Below are 19,823 nucleotides of genomic sequence, written 5' to 3'. Positions count from 1 at the left end.
CGCCCGCATCGTGTCCCTAGTTCAGCATCTGCCTGGTTCCTCCGTCCTGTCCTCCTTTCGTCGCGATCGCCTGTTGGCGCAACTAAAGGAAGCCGGCCTGCCGGTGGCCGACATCTCCGCTCGCTACGAGCACTTCGTCAGCACCGACGCCGCCCTGACGGCCGAACAGCAGCAACACCTGACCCAATTGCTGGATTACGGCACGCCCAGCACGGCTGAGGCGCCCGCCAAAAGCCTGTCGCTGCTGGTCATTCCGCGCCTGGGCACCATTTCCCCCTGGGCCAGCAAGGCCACCGACATCGCCCACAACTGTGGCTTGTCATCGGTGCACCGCATTGAGCGCGGCGTGCGCTATGTGATCACCCCCGAACGCGGCCTGCTCGGCACCAAGTCGTTTGACGACGCCATGCTGGCGCGCGCGGCCGACTGCCTGCACGACCGCATGACCGAAACCGTGGTTGACGCCAGCTTCGACGGCCAGGCGCTGTTCCAGACGCTGGCCGGCAAGCCCATGCGCACCGTCGGCGTGCAGGCTGATGGCGTCAAGGCATTGGCCGAGGCCAACGTGTCGCTGGGCCTGGCCCTGTCGGAAGACGAAATCGAATACCTGGCCAAGTCCTTCACCGACCTGGGGCGCGACCCCACCGACGTGGAACTGATGATGTTCGCGCAGGCCAATAGCGAACATTGCCGCCACAAGATCTTCAACGCCGAATGGGTCATCGACGGCCAGTCGCAGCCCAACACGCTGTTCGGCATGATCCGCGCCACGCACAAGGCGCAGCCGGAAGGCACGGTCGTGGCGTATTCGGACAACGCCGCCATCATGGCCGGCGGCCCCGCGCAGCGCTTCCAGGCCGGCGTGCCGGGCGTCACGGGCGAGGGCGCTGACGGCGCCAAGTACATCCGCCGTGACACCACCGTGCACACCTTGATGAAGGTGGAAACCCACAACCACCCGACCGCCATCGCCCCGTTCCCGGGCGCGTCCACTGGCGCGGGCGGCGAAATCCGCGACGAAGGCGCCACCGGCCGTGGCTCCAAGCCCAAGGCCGGCCTGACCGGCTTCACCGTGTCGCACCTGCGTTTTGACGACGCGCTGCAACCCTGGGAAGCCGACCACCACGGCCTGCCCGAGCGCATCGCCTCGCCCTTGTCCATCATGATCGACGGCCCCATCGGCGGCGCCGCGTTCAACAACGAATTCGGCCGGCCCAACCTCTTGGGCTACTTCCGTTCGTTCGAGCAGACCGCCGGCGGCACGCGCTGGGGCTATCACAAGCCCATCATGATCGCGGGCGGCCTGGGCAGCATCGACGCGGGCCTGACCCACAAAGACGTGATTCCCCCCGGCGCGCTGTTGATCCAACTGGGCGGCCCGGGCTTCCGTATCGGCATGGGCGGCGGCGCCGCCTCCAGCATCAGCATGGGCAGCAACTCGGCCGAACTGGACTTTGATTCCGTCCAGCGCGGCAACCCGGAAATCGAACGCCGCGCGCAAGAAGTCATCGACCGCTGCTGGCAGCAGGCCGAGAACAACCCCATCATCGCCATCCACGACGTGGGCGCGGGCGGCTTGTCCAATGCCTTCCCGGAATTGGTCAACGACGCCGGCCGTGGCGCCATCTTTGACTTGAAGCGCGTGCCGCTGGAAGAGTCGGGCCTGTCGCCCGCCGAAATCTGGAGCAATGAATCGCAGGAACGCTATGTTCTGTCGATTCTGCCGAAAGACCTGGAACGCTTTGACGCCATCGCCCGCCGCGAACGCTGCCCCTACGCGGTGGTGGGCGTGGCCACTGAAGAACGCCAACTGCGCGTGGTGGACGGCGAGGGCCTGCCCGGCCTGGACACGATTCGCCCGCAAGGCGACGCCGAAGTGCGTCCCGTGGACGTGCCGATCGACGTCATCCTGGGCAAGCCGCCACGCATGACGCGCGACGTGCGCCGCCTGCCTGGCGTGTCCGCGCCGCTGGATCTGGCCGGCATCGACCTGACCGCAGCCGCTTACCGCGTGCTGCGTCACCCCACCGTCGCCAACAAGTCCTTCCTGATCACCATCGGCGACCGCACCGTGGGCGGGCTGTCCAGCCGCGACCAGATGGTCGGCCCGTGGCAAGTGCCGGTGGCTGACTGCGCCGTGACGCTGGCCGACTACGAAGGCTTCCGTGGCGAAGCCATGTCGATGGGCGAACGCACCCCCATCGCCATGCTCGACGCCCCGGCGTCCGGCCGCATGGCCGTGGCCGAAGCCCTGACCAACCTGGCCGCCGCCGACGTGGCGCGCCTGGAAGACATCAAGCTGTCCGCCAACTGGATGGCCGCTTGCGGCGTCGACGGCCAGGACGCCGCGCTGTATGACACCGTGTCCGCCGTCAGCGAACTGTGCCAGGCCACCGGCCTGTCCATTCCGGTGGGCAAGGATTCCCTGTCCATGAAGACGTCCTGGGAACAGGACGGTGAGCAGCGTCAGGTGGTGGCGCCGGTGTCGCTGGTGGTGACGGCGTTTGCCCCAGTGGCCGACGTGCGCGCCAGCCTGACCCCGCAACTGCGCACCGACGCGGGCGACAGCGTACTGATTTTGATTGACCTGGGCCGTGGCCGTCACCGCATGGGTGGCTCGATCCTGGCGCAGACGTACAACCAGATCGGCGAAACCGTGCCGGACATCGACGCGCCGCAAGACCTGCGCGCGTTCTTCATCACGATCCGCACGCTGGCCGAAGCCGGCACCATCCTGGCCTACCACGATCGTTCCGACGGCGGCCTGTTCGCCACGCTGACCGAAATGGCCTTCGCCGGCCGCACCGGCGTGTCCGTGAACCTGGACATGCTGACCTTCGATCCGCAATCGGCGGATTGGGGCGACTACAAGATCCGCCCGGATCAAGTGAAGGTGCAACGCGAAGAGCTGACGCTGAAGGCGCTGTTCTCGGAAGAAGCGGGTGCCGTCATCCAGGTGCCGGCCTCGCAACGCGACGCCGTCATGCAAGTGCTGCGTGGCGCCGGCCTGTCGGCCCACTCGCACGTCATTGGCGGCCTGAACGGCGCCGACGAAGTCGAGTTCTATCGCGATGGCAAGAAGGTCTGGGGCCAGCCGCGCGCTGAACTGGGCCGCGCCTGGAGCGAAGTGTCCTACCGCATCATGGCCCGCCGCGACAACCCGGCGTGCGCGCAAGCCGAACTTGACGTCTGGAACGATACGACCGACCCCGGCATGAGCCCGAACGTGTCCTTCGACCCGCAAGAAGACATTGCCGCGCCCTTCATCAATACCGGCAAGCGTCCGCGCGTGGCCATCCTGCGCGAGCAGGGTTGCAACAGCCAGGTGGAAATGGCCTGGGCCTTCGATACCTCGGGCTTCGAAGCCATCGACGTGCACATGACCGACCTGTTGGCCGGCCGCGTGGACCTGGCGCAGATGCAAGGTCTGGTGGCCGTGGGCGGTTTCAGCTACGGCGACGTGCTGGGCGCCGGTGAAGGCTGGGCGCGCACCATCCGCTTCAACAGCCAGTTGTCGGATCAGTTCGCCGCGTACTTCGCGCGTCCGGATACGTTCGCGCTGGGCGTGTGCAACGGTTGCCAGATGATGGCGGCCTTGGCCCCGATGATTCCGGGCGCCGAGCACTGGCCGCGCTTCACGCGCAACCAATCGGAAAAGTACGAAGCGCGCCTGTCGATGGTGGAAGTGGCCAAGTCGCCGTCCATCTTCTTTGCCGGCATGGAAGGCGCCCGTATTCCGGTGGCCGTGGCCCACGGCGAAGGCTATGCCGACTTCTCGCAGCAAGGCGACGCCAGCCGCGTGCTGGCCGCCGCGCGCTACATCGACAACCGTGGACTACCCACCGAAGCCTATCCGTTCAACCCGAACGGCAGCCCCGGCGGCCTGACTTCCGTCACCACGGCCGATGGCCGCTTCACGGTCTTGATGCCGCACCCCGAGCGCGTGACCCGCAACGTCATGATGTCTTGGGCGCCCGAAAAATGGGGCAACGCGGACACGGGCGGCGCGTACAGCCCCTGGATGCGCATCTTCCGCAACGCGCGCGCCTGGTTGAAGTAATTCATCCAGACACGCGGGCGGTAAGTTAGCCCCTCAAGGCGAAGCCGTGCGCAGGTCGGCGGCTTCGCGTTCAAACTGGGTCGACAGTTCTTCCGCCGCCGGCGTCAAAGGCTGCGCGGTGCGTTGAATCAGGCCAATCACATAACTGGGCAGAGGCTCGGCAATGGGCACGATGTCCAGTTGCTCGCGCAACAGGCCGGTGGTGATCAACGCGGTGGGCAACAAGGCCATGCGGTCGCTGTTTGCCACCAGCGCGGCCGTGTCGATCAAGCCATCCGTCTGCATGTCCACCCGTGGGGTGCCCAGGCCCGCTTGGCTGAACACGGGGTAGACCGATGCGCCCGGTTGGCCGGGCGGCCCCGCCACCGCGAATACCGCCTCGCGTAGTTCATGCAAGCTGCGCGCCTGCCCCAAGGGGTGGTCGCGACGCGCGGCCATCACCAACGGGCTGGTCAGCAGCACGCGCGCCTTGAGCTGCGGATCGGTGTCGTCCGCGTTCAGCGAACAAATGGCGAAATCCAGTTGGCCTTCGCGCAGCAGCGGCGTCAGGGTGTGATAGAGGCCGCTGCGGCAACTGAGTTCTACCTCGGGGTAGTGCTGCCGGAAGCGGTGGATGGCGGATGTGGACAGCAATACGGATGCCGCCGCCGAGATGCCGTACTGCACGGTGCCCAGCCGTTCACCGCGCATTTGCGACATGGTGTCGCGGGCGCGCTTGGTTTCGTGAACCAGGTGTTGGGCGTGGGGTAGAAAGCGTTTGCCGTAGTCGTTGGGCCGCATGCCTTTGGCGTGCCGGTCGAACAACGGCAGTCCCAGCGTGCGTTCAAGCCGCCGCAAGGACTTGGTTAAGGCTGGTTGGGTTTGCCCGGTTGCCCGGGCTGCCGCGTGCACGCTGCCATGTTGCGTGACGGCAAGAAAGTCGAACACTTGCTGCAACTTCATCTTGATGCCTCCCCGTAATTGCTCAGTCGATCTGACTGAAAGGTCCCCGGCTGCTCGCATCTGAATTGCCGACCGACCGTAGTTCATACTTTTCAAGGCCGCAAGCAGGGGTGGGGCGGAGTGGGGGCTGCGGATCACGCACATCCAGCAACGGCGGGCCTTGCGGGGCGATTAGCCTCGCGCCCTGAAGCGCCTTGTCAAACTTTTGTAACGCTCTGAGATATTTAACTTTTCGTTGCAAGATGCCGTTAACCGGGGGAGCGTCCTGCAACCCCCGGAGTGGCCTTTTCATGTTCAAGAATTTAAGTATCCGCGCAATCCTGACAACCGCCCTGGGCGTCTTCTTCGCGCTTTTCCTGCTGACAGGCGTAGCCGTGCATCAGCAACTGACGTCCAACCGCACGTCCATCGAAGTGCTGCTGGACACCAACCTGGTTCGCGCCAACGCGGTGGATGGCGCAGGCGCCGAACTGCTGCGCGCCCGCCTGGTGTTGTTGGCCGCGCAAAGCGCGCTGCTGGAAGGGAAGTCCATCGACAGCCTGACCAGCATGCAGCGTCTGGATGGCTATACGAAAAGGGCGTCTGATTTGATAGAGATGGCGCGCAAGCAGCCCGAGACGTCGGCACAGGGTAAGCCGCTGTTCGACGCCGCGTTGGCTGCCTACGACGTCTATCAGCGCGATGCGATCGCGCCGATGGTGGCGGCGATTCGCGCGGGCAAGCCGCAAGACGCCAGCCGGCTGAACCTTGAGAAAGTCACGCCGTTGGGCACTGCGTTCACGCAGGCCATCAAGAGCTACGTGGACTATGCCGATGACGTCGGCCAGCGCGTGGCGCGCGATGCATCCACGCGCATCAACGGCGCGATCGTCGTGCTGATTTGTCTGCTGGTGGTGGTGGCGGTGTTGGTGGTGAGCCTGTACGCGATCTTTGCGCGGTCCGTGTTCCGCCCGCTGCACGAGGCGGGCCGCTTGTTCGACCGCATCGCCGGCGGCGACTTGAGCAATCGCATCGAGCAACGTGGCAACAACGAGATTGGCGTGCTGTACGCCGCCGTCAAGCGCATGCAGGACAGCTTGAGCCGCACCGTGTCCGCCGTGCGTGTGGGCGTGGAAGAGATCCACACCGGTTCGCGCGAAATCGCGGCGGGCAACATCGACCTGTCATCGCGCACCGAGCAGCAGGCGGCATCGTTGGAAGAAACCGCCGCCAGCATGGACGAGCTGTCGTCCACGGTGAAGAACAACGCCGATAGCTCGCGCAGTGCCTCGCAGTTGGCGACGGCGGCGTCCGAAGTGGCCACGCGCGGCGGCAAGGCCGTGGGCGACGTGGTGGGCACCATGCGCGGCATCGCGGATAGCTCCAAGCGCATCGCGGATATTGTGGGCGTGATCGACGGGATTGCATTCCAGACGAACATCCTGGCGCTGAATGCGGCAGTGGAAGCGGCGCGGGCCGGCGAGCAAGGCAAGGGCTTTGCCGTGGTGGCCAGCGAAGTGCGCGCCCTGGCGCAACGCAGCGGGCAGGCGGCCAAAGAGATCAAGGGGCTGATCGACGAGTCGGTGCAGAAGGTGTCGATCGGGTCGGATCAGGTGGAAGCCGCGGGTGCCACGATGCAGGAAATCGTGACGTCGGTGCGCCGCGTGACGGACATCATCAACGAGATTTCCAGCGCGTCGGAAGAGCAGTCGCAGGGCATTCAGCAGGTGAATCAGGCGGTGTCGCAGATGGACAGCGTGACGCAGCAAAACGCGGCGCTGGTCGAGCAGGCCGCGGCGTCGGCTGCGTCATTGGAGGCGCAGGCGCAGAGTTTGCGCGAGGCGGTGGCGGTGTTCAAGTTGCAGGCCGGCGGGCAGGTGATTGATGCGGATGCGCCGGCGTTGGGGCGGGGTGTGGATCCGGTGATGATTGGGGGGTGATCGGGTCCCTTCATGAAGCGCCTCGGATACGGGCGCTTGATGGGTTTGCGCGATCTGCGATGGGGTTCTTTTGTTGGCTTTCGCGCGCTGCACCCATCCTACGATCCTGACGCGCTGGATGACTCGTAGGATGGGTGCAGCGCGCGCGGACGTCAAAAAGAAAGAAAACGCCGATCGCGCGAAACCCATCATCGGGCTGTGATGACATGGCCCGGATGATGGATCAATCAACGCTGCTTGATGGGTTGCGCGCGTTCCACGTTTGGGTTCTTCAGCCGTCTTTCCCGCGCTTCACCCCTCCTACTCAAGGCGGATGTTTGCGTCCGCCGCGACGTGCTTCCATTTTTTCACGTCGCTGGCGATGACTTCCTGGAAGGCTTCAGGTGAGCCTGCCACGACCGTGCCGCCCAGGTTGGCCAACTTGGCTTTGACTTCGGGTGCGTTCAGGGCCTTGACCGAGGCGTCGTGCAGCGCCTTCTTCACGTCGTCCGGCAGGCCCTTGGGCGCCAGCAGGCCGTTCCAGGCGTTGGCTTCGTAGCGCGGCAGGCCGGCTTCCTTGAATGTGGGCGTATCGGGCAATTCGGGCGAACGCACATCCGCCGCGATGGCGATGGGGCGGATCTGGCCACTCTTGATATACGGCAGCGAAGCGGGCACGGGTTCCCAGATCATCGACACCTGGCCGCTGATCACATCGGTGAACGCGGGGCCCGCGCCACGGTACGCAATGTGCATCAGCTTGGCGCCCGTCATCGACTTCATCAATTCCATCGCCAGGTTGCCCAGGCCGCCCGCGCCGGACGAAGCGTAGGTGTATTTGTCGGGGTTGGCCTTCGACGTTGCGATCAGCGCATTCAAATCGGTGGCGGGGAAGTCCTTGGTGACGCTCAGCACGCCCGGCACCGTCACCAACTGCGTGATCGGCGTGAAGTCCTGCACGGCGTCATACGTCAGCGTCTTGTACACCGCGGGATTGGTGCCGTGGGTGCTGGACGAGGCCAGCAGCAGGATGTAGCCGTCGGGCGCGGCATCCGCCACGTAGCGGGTGCCGATCGAGCCGCCGGCGCCGGCCTTGTTTTCAACGACCACGGTGGCGCCCAGCTCGGTGCCCAATTGCGCCGCGAACACGCGGCCGATGATGTCGGCGGTGCCGCCCGGGGCAAACGGCACGATCAGGCGCACGGGCTTGTTGGGGTAGGCGGCTTGTTGCGCCGACGCGGCGCCGGCGGCCAGCGTGGCGCCGGTCAGCAGCGCCAGGGCGATGGTGGTTTTCTTGAATGTCATCTGTGTCTCCAGGCGAAGGTTAGTCGAGGCTGCGATTGAGCCAATCGACGATCAATTCGGCGATCTGGTCGCTATTGCGATCCAGCATGCAGAAATGGGAATTGCCGGCGATGCCGGTGGCGGGCAGGTCCAGCACGTCGGCGTGCTGTCCGGCCGCGCGCAGGGCGTTCCAATAGGCGTCCGTCTGCGCGCGGTAGCGCTGCCAGGTGTCGTCCGCGCCAAAGTGGTCGCCCCAGACCAGCAACTGCGGGGGCAGGGCGTCGTGGGCCGTGGCCGGTGTGCCGGTGGGTTCCAGCGCCACCACGGCGCGCACCGTGCTGGCGTATTCCTGCGCCAGCAGCGTGGCGTAGCCGCCGCCCTGGCTGTGGCCGATGACGATGCAAGGGCCGGCCAGGTCCAGCAGTTGCCGGTAGGCATCCAGCGCCATCTCGCCATGCGTCAGCCAGCGCGGCACGAACTGCTTGGCGAAGCTGTCGAAGGCGTCGACGGGGAACTGTTGCGCGGGATAGGCGTGGCGTGGCTGGCCGGCAGGGGCATAGCCCGTGGCCGGGCCGATACGGAACAAGCGCCAGGCTTCTTCCTTGGACCGGAAGATGGGGGCGCTGTCATACACCTGCGGGTACATCGCCCACGACGCCCGCCCACGTTCGGGCGCATCGGACACGAACACGTCGTAGCCCGCTTGCAGCAGACGCCACAGCCAGCCTTGGCGGCCGTCCGGCGTGCTTTCCCATTGCGCGCCCGTCATCCCGCCGCCATGCCACAACAGCACGGGGTAGGGGTGGCGCGGCTGGGCCAGCCGGTATTCCTGCACATACAGCTGGCCGACGCTGTAGCCGCCATTCATGTCGATCAGGCGGGGGGCGTTGCCCACCACTGGCTTTTGCTGCATCGGCACGCCGCCCGCCACGGCCTCGGCGCCGCCCACGAAATGGCTGCGGATGGATTTGAGCAGGACGGGGGTGTCGGACATCGGCGCCTTCCAGAAAACGATGCCGGAATGTTAGTTGCCAGATGTATCAGCCTTGTGCAAAATGAGCGGCCCCTGTGCCGAATCGGCACAGACCCATAACCGCCCATCCGGGCGCGCCTTGACCCTGAAAGAGACCCCATGGACACCAAATGGCTGGAGGACTTCGTTGCGCTGTCCAAGTCGCGCAACATGTTTCAGGCGGCCGAGGCGCGCAATGTGACCCATCCGGCTTTCGGACGCCGCATCAAGGCGCTGGAGGAGTGGGCCGGGGTGCCCTTGGTCGAGCGCGGGCATCAGGTGTCCAGCTTGAACGCGGCGGGGCGCAACATGCTGGCCGCCGCCATCGATGTGCTGGACATCCTGCGCGACACCCGCCAGGCGCTGCAAAAGCCCGAACAGGAACGCAACCGGAAAATCACCATCGCGTCGGGCAAGACCCTGGCGCATTCGGTGCTGCCCGGCGTCATGGCGCGCGTGCAGCAGGGCATGCCCGCGTTCCAGCTCAAGGTGATCACCACCACCTTGAATTTCGGCGTGGACATGCTGGCCGAGGGCGAGGTGGATTTTTTGCTGTGCCACGCGCACGAACCGCTGTACGCCAAGATCGACAACCCCGGCTACCGCTGGCGCCGGGTGGGGGCCGACAAACTGGTTGCCGTCAGCGCGCCGGTGTCGCCGGGCGGCCGCCATCCCCGCTACGCGGTGCCCAAGCTGGCCTCCGACCCCGCCGTGCCGTTCCTGGCGTATGCCGACAGCATGTCGCTGGGCCGCATCCTGGACGATAAGCTGCGCGGCCTGTGCCTGATCGGGCAGTTGCAGACGATGTACGAGTCGGACCTGGCCGACGCGCTGCACGCGATGGCGCGCCAAGGCTTCGGCCTGGCATGGTTGCCGCACACGCTGATAGAAGCCGACTTGCGCGCCGGCACGCTGGTGCGCGCCGACAGCGCCCGCAACGACATCCACATGGAAATCCGCATCTATCAATCGGTGGACAACGCCAAGTCGCTGGCGCGAGACGTGTGGGCGCGCATCGAGGCGTACGCGGCGCGTTGACCCGTCCGGGCTGGGTTTGGGCCTAGGTCTGCATCGCGCGCTGCCCGCGTGCGCATCCCACTCGCCCCGCTCTGTCGACGGCAGGCATAAAATACCGAATTACCCAAATCCCGCACCCCCCACGCACCCCTACAGGATTCCGCGCCATGAACGCCCGTATCCCCGACGACGCACTGCCGCCCACCCTTGATCCCGACGCCCTCCAGGCCTTTGTGGATGACAAGTGGGACAACGAAATCATCCCCGCGCTGACCGACTACATCGCCATCCCCGCCAAGAGCCCCGCGTTTGACGCCGACTGGGAAAAGAACGCGTTCATCGAGCGTGTGGTGCGCGATGCCGCCGCCTGGGTCGAAGCGCAGAAGGTCTCGGGCCTGAAGCTGGAAGTGGTGCGTCTGCCGGGCCGCACGCCCGTCATCTTCTTTGACGCGCCCGCCACCCGCAGCGATAACGGCGACACCGTGCTGCTGTACGGCCACCTGGACAAGCAGCCGGAATTCTCGGGCTGGCGCGCAGGTCTTGGCCCCTGGACCCCGAAGTACGAAGACGGCAAGCTCTACGGCCGTGGCGGCGCGGACGACGGCTATGCCGTGTACGCCTCGCTGACCGCCATCATGGCGCTGGACAAGCAGGGCGTCCCGCGTCCGCGTTGCGTGGGCATCGTGGAAACCTGTGAAGAATCGGGCAGCTACGACCTGCTGCCGTACGTGGACGCGCTGCGCGACCGCCTGGGCAACGTCGCCCTGGTGGTGTGCCTGGATTCGGGCGCCGGCAACTACGACCAGCTTTGGATGACGACCTCGCTGCGCGGCATGGTGGCTGGCACGCTGGAAGTGCAGGTGCTGGACGAAGGCGTGCATTCGGGCGATTCCAGCGGCGTGGTGCCGTCGTCGTTCCGCATCCTGCGCCATCTGCTGGACCGCCTGGAAGACAGCGCCACCGGCCGTTTGCTGCCGCAAAGCCTGCATTGCGAAATTCCCGCCGACCGCGTCGAACAAGTGACCGCCACCGCGCGCATTCTGGGCGACGAAGTGTGGCGCCGTTTCCCCTGGAGCTGCGGCGCCGAAGGCGGCTTCGTGCTGCCGATGACGACCGAACCCGAAGAGGCGCTGCTGAACCGCACGTGGCGCCCGACCTTGTCGGTGACCGGCGCCGAAGGCCTGCCGCCGTTGTCCAGCGCCGGCAACGTGCTGCGCCCGCGTACGGCATTCAAGCTGTCGCTGCGCCTGCCGCCGCTGATTGACGCCGTGGCCGCCTCGCAGGAAATCAAGGAACTGCTGGAGGCCGACGCGCCCTATAACGCCAAGGTCATCTTCAAGGCCAACGAAGGCGCCGCCACCGGCTGGAACGCGCCGGCATCCGTGCCGTGGCTGACCCAGGCGCTGGACGCGGCGTCGCAGCAGTACTACGGCCAGCCTTGCGGCTACATCGGCCAGGGCGGCACGATTCCGCTGATGAGCATCCTGCAAAAGGGCTTCCCGAAGGCGCAATTCATGGTGTGCGGCGTGTTGGGCCCGAAGTCCAACGCGCACGGCCCCAATGAATTCCTGCACGTGCCCTACGGCAAAAAGCTGACGGCGGCCGTTGCGCAAACCATGGCGGCCATGCCGGCATGATTTCGACTTCCGATGCTTATGCCAATGTGGTGGCTGAAACCCGCCACTGGCTGACTCAGGCCGTGATCGGCCTGAATCTTTGCCCGTTCGCCAAAGCGGTTCAGGTCAAGGACCAGATCCGCTTTGCCGTCAGCGACGCCACCGACGCCGAAGGGGTGTTGACCGACTTGCAGGACGAGCTTGCCCTGCTGGCCGAGGCCGACCCCGAGAAGATCGACACCACCTTGTTGATCATTCCCGACGCGCTGGACGATTTCCTGGATTTCAACGATTTCGAAGAACTGTCCGACCGCCTGCTCAAGCGCATGCGGCTGGTGGGCGAATTGCAGGTGGCCACGTTCCACCCGCAGTTCCAGTTTGCCGACACGCAGGCCGACGATATCGAGAACTACACGAACCGCGCACCGTACCCCATCTTGCATTTGCTGCGGGAAGACAGCATCGACCGCGCGGTGGAGTCGTTTCCAGACGCCTCGGAAATCTATGAAAAGAACATCGACACGATGAAGAAGCTGGGCCTGGAAGGCTGGAAGAAGCTGATGACCAAGGCTTAGGGGTTCCGATCCAGGGGCGTCCACGTCAGGGCGTCCGCTTCAGGGTGTCCATCCAGGGCATCCATCCAGGGGCATCCATCCAAGGGCATCCATTTCGCCGTCTGCTTCGTATAGAGGGTTAACCACCCTTGATGCGACAGGAGACGGCGGTGCCCGGTTTTTTACTCTGCGTTTTCCCCTTCGTTTCCCTCTCTGCCCAGGCGCGCCATGCGTAGCGCGGCCACGGTGGCCGTGCTGGCGGCATTGCTGCTGCTGACCCTGACGGCCTGTTCGCCGCTGGCCGTGCTTAACGGTGCGGTGCCCGACAACGCCAACCGCGTAGTGGCGGACGTGGCCTATGGCGCCGACCCTCGCCAGCGCCTGGACATCTACGCGCCACCCGGTGTGCAGCAGCCGCCCGTGGTCGTGTTCTTCTACGGCGGCAGTTGGCGCAATGGCTCGCGCGCCGACTACAAGTTTGTGGGCGACGCGCTGGCGTCTCGCGGCATCCTGGCCGTAATCGCTGACTACCGGCTATACCCCGACGTGGCCTACCCGGACTTCCTGGACGATTGCGCCCGCGCCGTCGCCTGGACGCTGCAACACGTGGCCGAATACGGCGGCGACCCCGGCCGGGTGTTCGTGGCCGGTCATAGCGCGGGTGGCTACAACGCCGCCATGGTTGCGCTGGACCCGCGCTGGCTGGAACGCCATGGCGCGTCGCCGTCGATGCTGCGCGGCTGGATCGGCATGGCCGGCCCCTACGACTTCCTGCCCATCGTGGCCAGCAGCCTGAAGCCCGTGTTCCATTTCCCGGGCACGCCGCCCGACTCCCAGCCCATTGCCCACGTCACGCCCAACGCGCCGCCCGCCTTGCTAATGGCGGGCATGGCCGACACCACCGTCGACCCCCATCGCAATACCGAAGGGCTGGCCGCCGCCTTGCAGGCCGCTCGCGTGCCCGTGACGCTGGTGCGTTACGACGGCCTGGGGCACGCGCTGCCGGCTGGGGCGCTGGCGCGTCCGCTGCGATGGCGTGCGCCGGTGCTGGACGATCTGGCGGGTTTTGTCTTGGATCCGTCGGATGCGCAGCGTCGATCGGACAAGTAGCGCGTTGAAGTAGCGCAATCGCGTCGCGCATCCGATTCGCGCATGCGAGTAGGGCACGCAGGTAGGGCAGGCAGGGCGTGCGAGCACGACATGCAAGTAGGGCACGCGAATCGATCACGCGGGCACGGCAAGAACCTACGGGTTTTCCCTGGTGAATCCAACTCGCCGGGGTCTACGTATATAGGTCATCCACACGCGCAAGCGGGAATTCCCACGCCCATAGGATCCCGCGCGCTTAATTCGCCTAACCGGGAGAAGACTGATGAGATCCCCCTCCGACTCCGAACGCCTGGCGCTCAACGATGCCTGCGTGCCCGAGGCCGCGCAGGCCCTGTCGCTGACCGAACGCCTGCTGCGTCGGCGCCTGCTGGACCAACTGGGGCAATTGCAAGGCGGGCGGCTGCTGATCGACGACGCAATGGGCAGCGTCGAAGTGGGCAACGTCGAATTGGGCGACGTCGAACCGGGCGAGCAGGGCGCAACAGCCGTCCGACCCCTGCGGCTGCGGGTGCAAGACCCGGCGTTCTACCGCGCCATCGCCAGCCATGGCAGCGTGGGCGGCGGTGAATCCTATGGCGACGGCCACTGGCACTGCAATGATCTTGTCGGCCTGATCCGCCTGCTGGTGCGCAACCGCGACCTGCTCGACGGCATGGAACGCGGCATGGCGCGGCTGGGCGGCATGGCGATGCGGGCGCTGCATGCCTGCCGCCGCAACACGCGCGCGGGCAGCCGGCGCAATATCGCCGCGCACTACGACCTGGGCAATGAATTCTTCCGCCTGTTCCTGTCCGACGACATGATGTATTCGTCGGCCATCTGGGCGGGCGAGGACGACACGCTGGAGCAGGCCTCAACCCGCAAGCTGGACGTGATCTGCCGCAAGCTTGATCTGCGACCCGGCCAGCGCGTGGTCGAGATCGGCACCGGCTGGGGCGGCTTTGCGCTGCACGCGGCGCGCCACTATGGCTGCCACGTCACCACCACCACGATCTCGCGCGAACAGCACGCGCTGGCCACCGAACGCATCCGCCGCGCCGGCCTGCAATACCGCGTGGACGCGCTGCTGCAAGACTATCGCGACCTGAACGGCCAGTTCGACAAGCTGGTGTCCATTGAAATGATCGAGGCCATCGGCGCCGCCTACCTGCCGGCGTACTTCGCCAAGGTGGGCGAACTGCTCAAGCCGGACGGCATGGCGCTGATTCAGGCCATCACCATTGAAGACCATCGCTACGCGCAGGCGCTGAAGGCGGTGGACTTCATCAAGCGGCATATCTTCCCCGGCAGCTTCATGCCGTCCATCCAGGCCATGCTGCAAGCCAAGACGCGCGCCAGCGATTTAAGCCTGGTGCACCTGGAAGACTTCGGCCTGTCTTATGCGCGCACCTTGGAAGCATGGCGACATCGCTTCTTGGCCCGCCTGGACGCCGTCCGCGCGCAGGGTTTTGACGAACGCTTCATTCGCCTGTGGGAGTTCTATCTGGCGTATTGCGAAGGCGGCTTTCGGGAACGCGCCATCGGCGTGTCGCATCTGCTGCTGGCGCGGCCGGCCGCCATGCCCGCGACGGCGCGCTGGGCTACGTCATGACGCCCGGCATGCAGGCGCTGATGGTGGCGGCGGTGGCCGTGGTGCTGATGACCGTGGGCTGGCGCTGGCAGCGGCGCCATCACAACGCGGGCATTGTGGACGCGATGTGGGCGTCTGGCATGGCGCTGGCCGCCGTGCTGCTGGCGCTGACCGGCCCCGGCGCCGCCATCCCGCGCGTGTTGCTGGCCGTGCTGGGCGGCGTGTGGGCCGGGCGGCTGGCGTGGCATATCTGGCGGCGCGTGCGCCATGGCGAGGAAGACGGCCGCTACCGCGCCTTGCGCGCGCACTGGAACGGGCACCAGGGGAAGTTTGCGCTGTTCTTCCTGGCGCAAGCCGGGCTGGTCGTCTTCATGTCGCTGCCCTTCATCGCGGTCGCTTCCAACCCCGTGCCGCGCATGACGCCGTGGGTATGGCTGGGCCTGCTGGTGTGGCTCGTGGCCGTGGCGGGTGAAACGATTGCCGACCGGCAGTTGGACGCTTTCCGCGACAACCCGGCCAACCGTGGCCGCACCTGCCGCCAGGGCCTGTGGCGTTATTCCCGGCATCCCAATTACTTTTTTGAATGGCTGCACTGGTTCAGCTATGTGGCGCTGGCCGTGGGCGCCGGTCTGGCCTGGCTGGCATGGCTGGGCCCCATTGCCATGTTCATTTTCCTGCGCTGGATCAGCGGCATCCCCTACACCGAAGCGCAGGCGCTGCGTACCCGGGGTGACGACTATCGCCAGTACCAGCGCACCACGCCGATGCTGTTCCCCTGGTTTCCCAAGCGGGAATCGGCGGGCTCAACGCATGCCAATGCAAAGGGCGAATGATGACGACCGCAACACTCAGTGATACCCGCCTGGCTTCCGACCGGCCGGCGCCTGGACTCTTGGGCTTGGCCGAACGCGGCCTGGTGCCCGACGCGTTGATGCGCCACGGCATCCGCCGTTTGTGCGCCCAGCGCCTACGGGAGGAGCAGGCGGACGGCCCCGCGGGCCAGGCGCGGCGCTACCAGCAGTTGATCGATGAGCTGCGTACCAGCCCCGTCGCCATCCACACCGACGCCGCCAACACCCAGCACTACGAGCTGCCGGCCGACTTCTTCAAGCTGTGCCTGGGCCGGCAGTTGAAGTATTCCGGCTGCTACTACCCCACGGGCCGCGAAACGCTGGACCAGGCCGAAGCCGCCATGCTGGAACTGACCGGCCTGCGCGCCGAACTGATGGACGGCCAGCGCATTCTGGAACTGGGCTGCGGCTGGGGATCCCTGACGCTGTGGATGGCCGAACGCTATCCCTCGGCGCGCATTACGGCGGTCTCGAATTCCGCCTCGCAGCGGCAGCACATCCAGGCGCAATGCCGCGCGCGGGGGCTGCTGAACGTCGAGGTCATCACTTGCGACGTCAACACGCTGGAACTGCCGCCGTCCGCGTTCGACCGCTGCGTGTCGGTGGAAATGTTCGAGCACATGCGCAATTACCAAGATCTGCTGGCGCGTATCGGCTCGTGGCTGCGCCCGGGCTGCAAGCTGTTCGTGCACCTGTTCGCGCACCGCAGCCTGATGTACCCCTTTGAAACCGAGGGCGCCGACAATTGGCTGGGCCGGCATTTCTTCACGGGCGGCATCATGCCGTCGGTGGACACCTTGCTGTGGTTCCAGCAGGACTTGCGCATCCAGGCGCGCTGGCTGGTCGACGGCCGCCATTACGAGCGCACCGCCAACCACTGGCTGGCCAACCAGGACGAAAAGCGGGCAGACATCATGCAGGTGCTGGAACACGCCTATGGCGCGCCGCTTGCTGGCCTGTGGTTCCAGCGCTGGCGCATGTTCTGGATGGCCTGCGCCGAACTGTTCGGCTACCAGGACGGGCAGGCGTGGATGGTGGCGCATTACCGCTTCGTGCGGCCGGAATAGGGTCTGACCAAGGCCGGACCCAACCATGCAACCAGACCGAGAGGAGGGCGCCATGCCGAAATCCAAACGCTTTGCCGGGCTGACCGTGTTGGCCGCGCTTGCCGCGCTGGCCGGGTGCAGCAGCCCGCCGCCGATGCCTCCCGTCAGCAACGTCGACATCAAGCGCTTCATGGGCGATTGGTATGTGATCGCCGGCATTCCCACCTGGCCCGAACGCCAGTCGTACAACGCCGTGGAGTCCTACGCCTTGCTGCCCGATGGCCGCATCCAGACCACCTTCCGCTACCGCCACGGCGGCTTCGACGCCAAGGTGAAAACCATGCGGCCAGTGGGCACGGTGGAGCCGGACACGGGCAACGCCATCTGGGGCATGCAGTTCATCTGGCCCATCCAGGCGGAATACGTCATTGCGTACCTGGACGACGACTATCAACAGACCATCATCGGCCGCAGCAAGCGCGACTACGTCTGGATCATGGCGCGCACGCCCAGCTTGCCCCCGGCCGACTACGCTCGCCTGGTGGAGAAGGTGCGCGAACTGGGCTATGACACCGCGGAATTGCGCCCCGTGCCGCAGCAATGGCCCGAGCAGGGGCCCGAACCGCGCACGTATCCAGATGCTGCCGGCGCAACACGCTAAATATTTTTTGGTTATATAGCGGCGGCGGCTTATTTCAGCGCTGCGCGCCGGTATCGCGTCTGATCCGGCCCGCATACCAGTGCAGAAAGACCGTGCGCGCCATCAAGCCCGCCGCTGGTCATACCAGCTATACGAAGACGAAAGATTTCACGAAGCTTACGGCAAGGGTTTTCCCGCTACGCCCCGGGCGGCATTTGCCGATAAGATCGCAGCCAAATTCATGAGCGCGACCATTTGTTACCCACAGGATCGCGCCTGGGGGCTCCACCAATTCGCCCCGGGACCCGGAAAAAAAACTTTATCCAAGTTGGGAGACTTGCATGCAACGCCGTTCCTTTTTGAAGAAAGCCACCTTGGGGGCCGCAGCAGGCGGCGCCACCCTGGCGGCGCCCGTCATCGCCCAGGAGGCCCCCACCCTGAACTGGCGCCTGGCGTCCAGCTTCCCCCGTAGCGCCGACGCCATCTATTCCGGCGGCGAAAGCGTCGCCAAGTACGTGTCCGAAGCCACCGGCGGCAAGTTCTCCATCCGCGTGTTCCCGGCCGGCGAAATCGTCCCGGCGCTGCAAGTGCTGGATGGCGTGCAAAACGGCACGATCGAATGCGGCCACAGCGCGTCGTACTACTACTACGGCAAGGACCCGGTCCTGAGCTTTGACGCCGCCGTGCCGTTCGGCCTGAACACCCGCCAGATGAATTCCTGGATGCGCCACGGCGACGGCCTGTCGCTGCTGCGCGACGTCTTCAAGACCTACAACATCGTCAACTTCCCCTGCGGCTATACCGGCACGCAGATGGGCGGCTGGTTCCGCAAGGAAATCAAGACGGTGGACGACCTGAAGGGCCTGAAGTTCCGCGTCAGCGCCTTCGCGGGCGCCGTGTTGTCGCGCCTGGGCGTGGTGCCGCAGCAGATTGCCGGTGGCGACATCTACCCGGCGCTGGAAAAGGGCACCATCGACGCGGCCGAATGGATCGGCCCCTACGATGATGAAAAGCTGGGCTTCAACAAGGTGGCCCCGCACTACTACTACCCGGGCTGGTGGGAAGGCACGCTGCAAGTGTCGCTCTACGTCAACCAGGACGCCTACAACAAGCTGCCCAAGCACTACCAGGCCATCCTGGCGCAGGCATCGGCCGCGGCGACCAACGACATGATCGCCAAGTACGACGCCGAGAACCCCGCCGCGCTGCGCCGCCTGATCGCCCAGGGCGCCAAGCTGCAATCGTTCCCCAAGCCCGTCATGGACGCGTGCTTCGCGGAATCGGTCAAGCTGTACGACGAAATGGGCGCCAAGAACCCGGTGTTCAAGAAGGTCTACGAAAGCATGAAGAACTTCCGCGACAACGAACTGCCCTGGTTCCGCGTGGCTGAAGGCAGCTATGACAGCTACATGGGCACGATCAACCGCGGCAAGTAAGCCGCCCCGATTGTGCCGGCGCGCGTGGATGTGCCGCATCCGCGCGCGCCTGCTGGTTTTCTCCTCTCTTCTCGTTGCACATTGACTGCGCGCCAAGCCCCGCGCCAGTCCGGATATCCAACATGAATGCCCTATTAGCCCTATCCCGTTTGATCGATGCGATCAACACGGTGGTCGGCCGGTGCGTGACGTGGCTGACGCTGGTCGTCGTCGTGGTCAGCGCCGGCAACGCCATTGTGCGCAAGGTCTTCCAGGTCAGCTCCAACGGCTGGCTGGAATTGCAGTGGTACCTGTTCGGCGCCATCTTCCTTTTGGCCGCCGGCTACACGCTGCTGCGCAACGAACACGTGCGCGTGGACGTGCTGTCGTCGCGCCTGTCGCGCCGCAAGCAGATCTACATCGACATCTTCGGCGTCATCTTCTTCCTGATGCCCGCTTGCCTGCTCATCACCTACCTGTCGTGGCCGGTGTTCATGGATTCGTACCTGACCAACGAGCAGTCCTCCAATACCGGCGGCCTGGTGCGCTGGCCCGTGAAGCTGCTGATCCCGGTCGGCTTCGCCTTGCTGGTGCTGGCCGGCCTGTCGCACCTGATCAAGTGCGTGGGTTTCCTGATGGGCAAGTGCCCCGATCCCGGCGCGCGACCCTCCGAAATTTCCGCTGAAGAAGCCCTGGCGCTGGAAATCGCCGAAGAGGCGCGCCTGCGCGAAGAACGCGCCCTGGCGGCGCAAGGCGGGAGCAAGCCAAACGGCGCTCGCGACCAGAACGGACAGGACGGACGCTGACC

15 protein-coding genes are annotated in these 19,823 nt (G+C 65.6%); 12 read left to right on the top strand and 3 right to left on the bottom strand.

The features are described 5' to 3' along the window. Positions 1-10: 10 nt before the first annotated feature. A complete protein-coding gene (gene purL / locus CVS48_RS21295; RefSeq protein WP_100856181.1) occupies positions 11-4,060 on the top strand; it encodes a phosphoribosylformylglycinamidine synthase in 4,050 nt (1,349 codons plus the stop codon). 33 nt (positions 4,061-4,093) lie between these two features. On the opposite strand, the gene CVS48_RS21290 is transcribed toward purL, so the two are convergent. Then, the gene (locus CVS48_RS21290; RefSeq protein WP_167401034.1) at positions 4,094-5,002 is read right to left on the bottom strand and encodes a LysR substrate-binding domain-containing protein; all 909 of its coding nucleotides are present in this window, start codon (positions 5,000-5,002) and stop codon (positions 4,094-4,096) included. 290 nt (positions 5,003-5,292) lie between these two features. Here CVS48_RS21290 and CVS48_RS21285 point away from each other — a divergent pair, with 290 nt between their 5' ends. After that, entirely contained in the window at positions 5,293-6,921 is a 1,629-nt protein-coding gene (locus tag CVS48_RS21285) for a methyl-accepting chemotaxis protein (protein WP_100856179.1), read from the top strand. Positions 6,922-7,221: 300 nt separating this feature from the next. Here the strand turns inward: CVS48_RS21285 and CVS48_RS21280 are convergent, their stop codons facing one another. After that, entirely contained in the window at positions 7,222-8,205 is a 984-nt protein-coding gene (locus CVS48_RS21280) for a Bug family tripartite tricarboxylate transporter substrate binding protein (protein WP_100856178.1), read from the bottom strand. 19 nt (positions 8,206-8,224) lie between these two features. Continuing rightward, positions 8,225-9,178: an alpha/beta hydrolase gene (locus CVS48_RS21275; protein ID WP_100856177.1), complete on the bottom strand. Its 954-nt coding sequence runs from the start codon at positions 9,176-9,178 to the stop codon at positions 8,225-8,227. Between the two features lie 138 nt (positions 9,179-9,316). On the opposite strand from CVS48_RS21275, the gene CVS48_RS21270 reads away from it, so the two are divergent. The 10 genes from CVS48_RS21270 (at position 9,317) to CVS48_RS21225 (ending at position 19,821) form a co-directional block, all read left to right on the top strand. Further along, positions 9,317-10,234 (top strand): LysR family transcriptional regulator, encoded by a 918-nt coding sequence (locus CVS48_RS21270; protein WP_100856176.1) that lies wholly within the window; start codon positions 9,317-9,319, stop codon positions 10,232-10,234. Positions 10,235-10,380: 146 nt separating this feature from the next. Beyond that, positions 10,381-11,850, top strand: a complete 1,470-nt coding sequence (locus CVS48_RS21265) for a M20 family metallopeptidase (protein WP_100856175.1) — start codon at positions 10,381-10,383, stop codon at positions 11,848-11,850. Next, the gene (locus CVS48_RS21260; protein WP_100856174.1) at positions 11,847-12,404 is read left to right on the top strand and encodes a DUF1415 domain-containing protein; all 558 of its coding nucleotides are present in this window, start codon (positions 11,847-11,849) and stop codon (positions 12,402-12,404) included. The genes CVS48_RS21265 and CVS48_RS21260 overlap by 4 nt, the downstream gene beginning before the upstream one ends. A gap of 207 nt (positions 12,405-12,611) precedes the next feature. Further along, entirely contained in the window at positions 12,612-13,493 is an 882-nt protein-coding gene (locus CVS48_RS21255) for an alpha/beta hydrolase (RefSeq protein WP_100856173.1), read from the top strand. Between the two features lie 262 nt (positions 13,494-13,755). Then, positions 13,756-15,084, top strand: coding sequence for an SAM-dependent methyltransferase (locus CVS48_RS21250; RefSeq protein WP_100856172.1), 1,329 nt, complete (start codon positions 13,756-13,758; stop codon positions 15,082-15,084). Further along, the gene (locus CVS48_RS21245; RefSeq protein ID WP_100856171.1) at positions 15,081-15,896 is read left to right on the top strand and encodes a DUF1295 domain-containing protein; all 816 of its coding nucleotides are present in this window, start codon (positions 15,081-15,083) and stop codon (positions 15,894-15,896) included. The genes CVS48_RS21250 and CVS48_RS21245 overlap by 4 nt, the downstream gene beginning before the upstream one ends. Further along, positions 15,896-16,981: an SAM-dependent methyltransferase gene (locus tag CVS48_RS21240; protein WP_100857788.1), complete on the top strand. Its 1,086-nt coding sequence runs from the start codon at positions 15,896-15,898 to the stop codon at positions 16,979-16,981. Before CVS48_RS21245 ends, CVS48_RS21240 begins: the two co-directional genes overlap by 1 nt. A 52-nt stretch (positions 16,982-17,033) precedes the next feature. Further along, the gene (locus tag CVS48_RS21235; protein ID WP_100856170.1) at positions 17,034-17,621 is read left to right on the top strand and encodes a lipocalin family protein; all 588 of its coding nucleotides are present in this window, start codon (positions 17,034-17,036) and stop codon (positions 17,619-17,621) included. Positions 17,622-17,941: 320 nt separating this feature from the next. Beyond that, a complete protein-coding gene (locus CVS48_RS21230) occupies positions 17,942-19,036 on the top strand; it encodes a TRAP transporter substrate-binding protein (RefSeq protein ID WP_100856169.1) in 1,095 nt (364 codons plus the stop codon). A 122-nt stretch (positions 19,037-19,158) separates the two neighbouring features. Further along, positions 19,159-19,821, top strand: coding sequence for a TRAP transporter small permease subunit (locus CVS48_RS21225; RefSeq protein ID WP_100856168.1), 663 nt, complete (start codon positions 19,159-19,161; stop codon positions 19,819-19,821). Positions 19,822-19,823: the final 2 nt, after the last annotated feature.

Source organism: Achromobacter spanius, from assembly GCF_002812705.1.
In the GTDB taxonomy this organism is placed as follows: Bacteria; Pseudomonadota; Gammaproteobacteria; order Burkholderiales; family Burkholderiaceae_B; genus Achromobacter; species Achromobacter spanius.
Note: the sequence above shows the minus strand (reverse complement) of the source record. Positions and strands in the feature narration are given on the sequence as shown.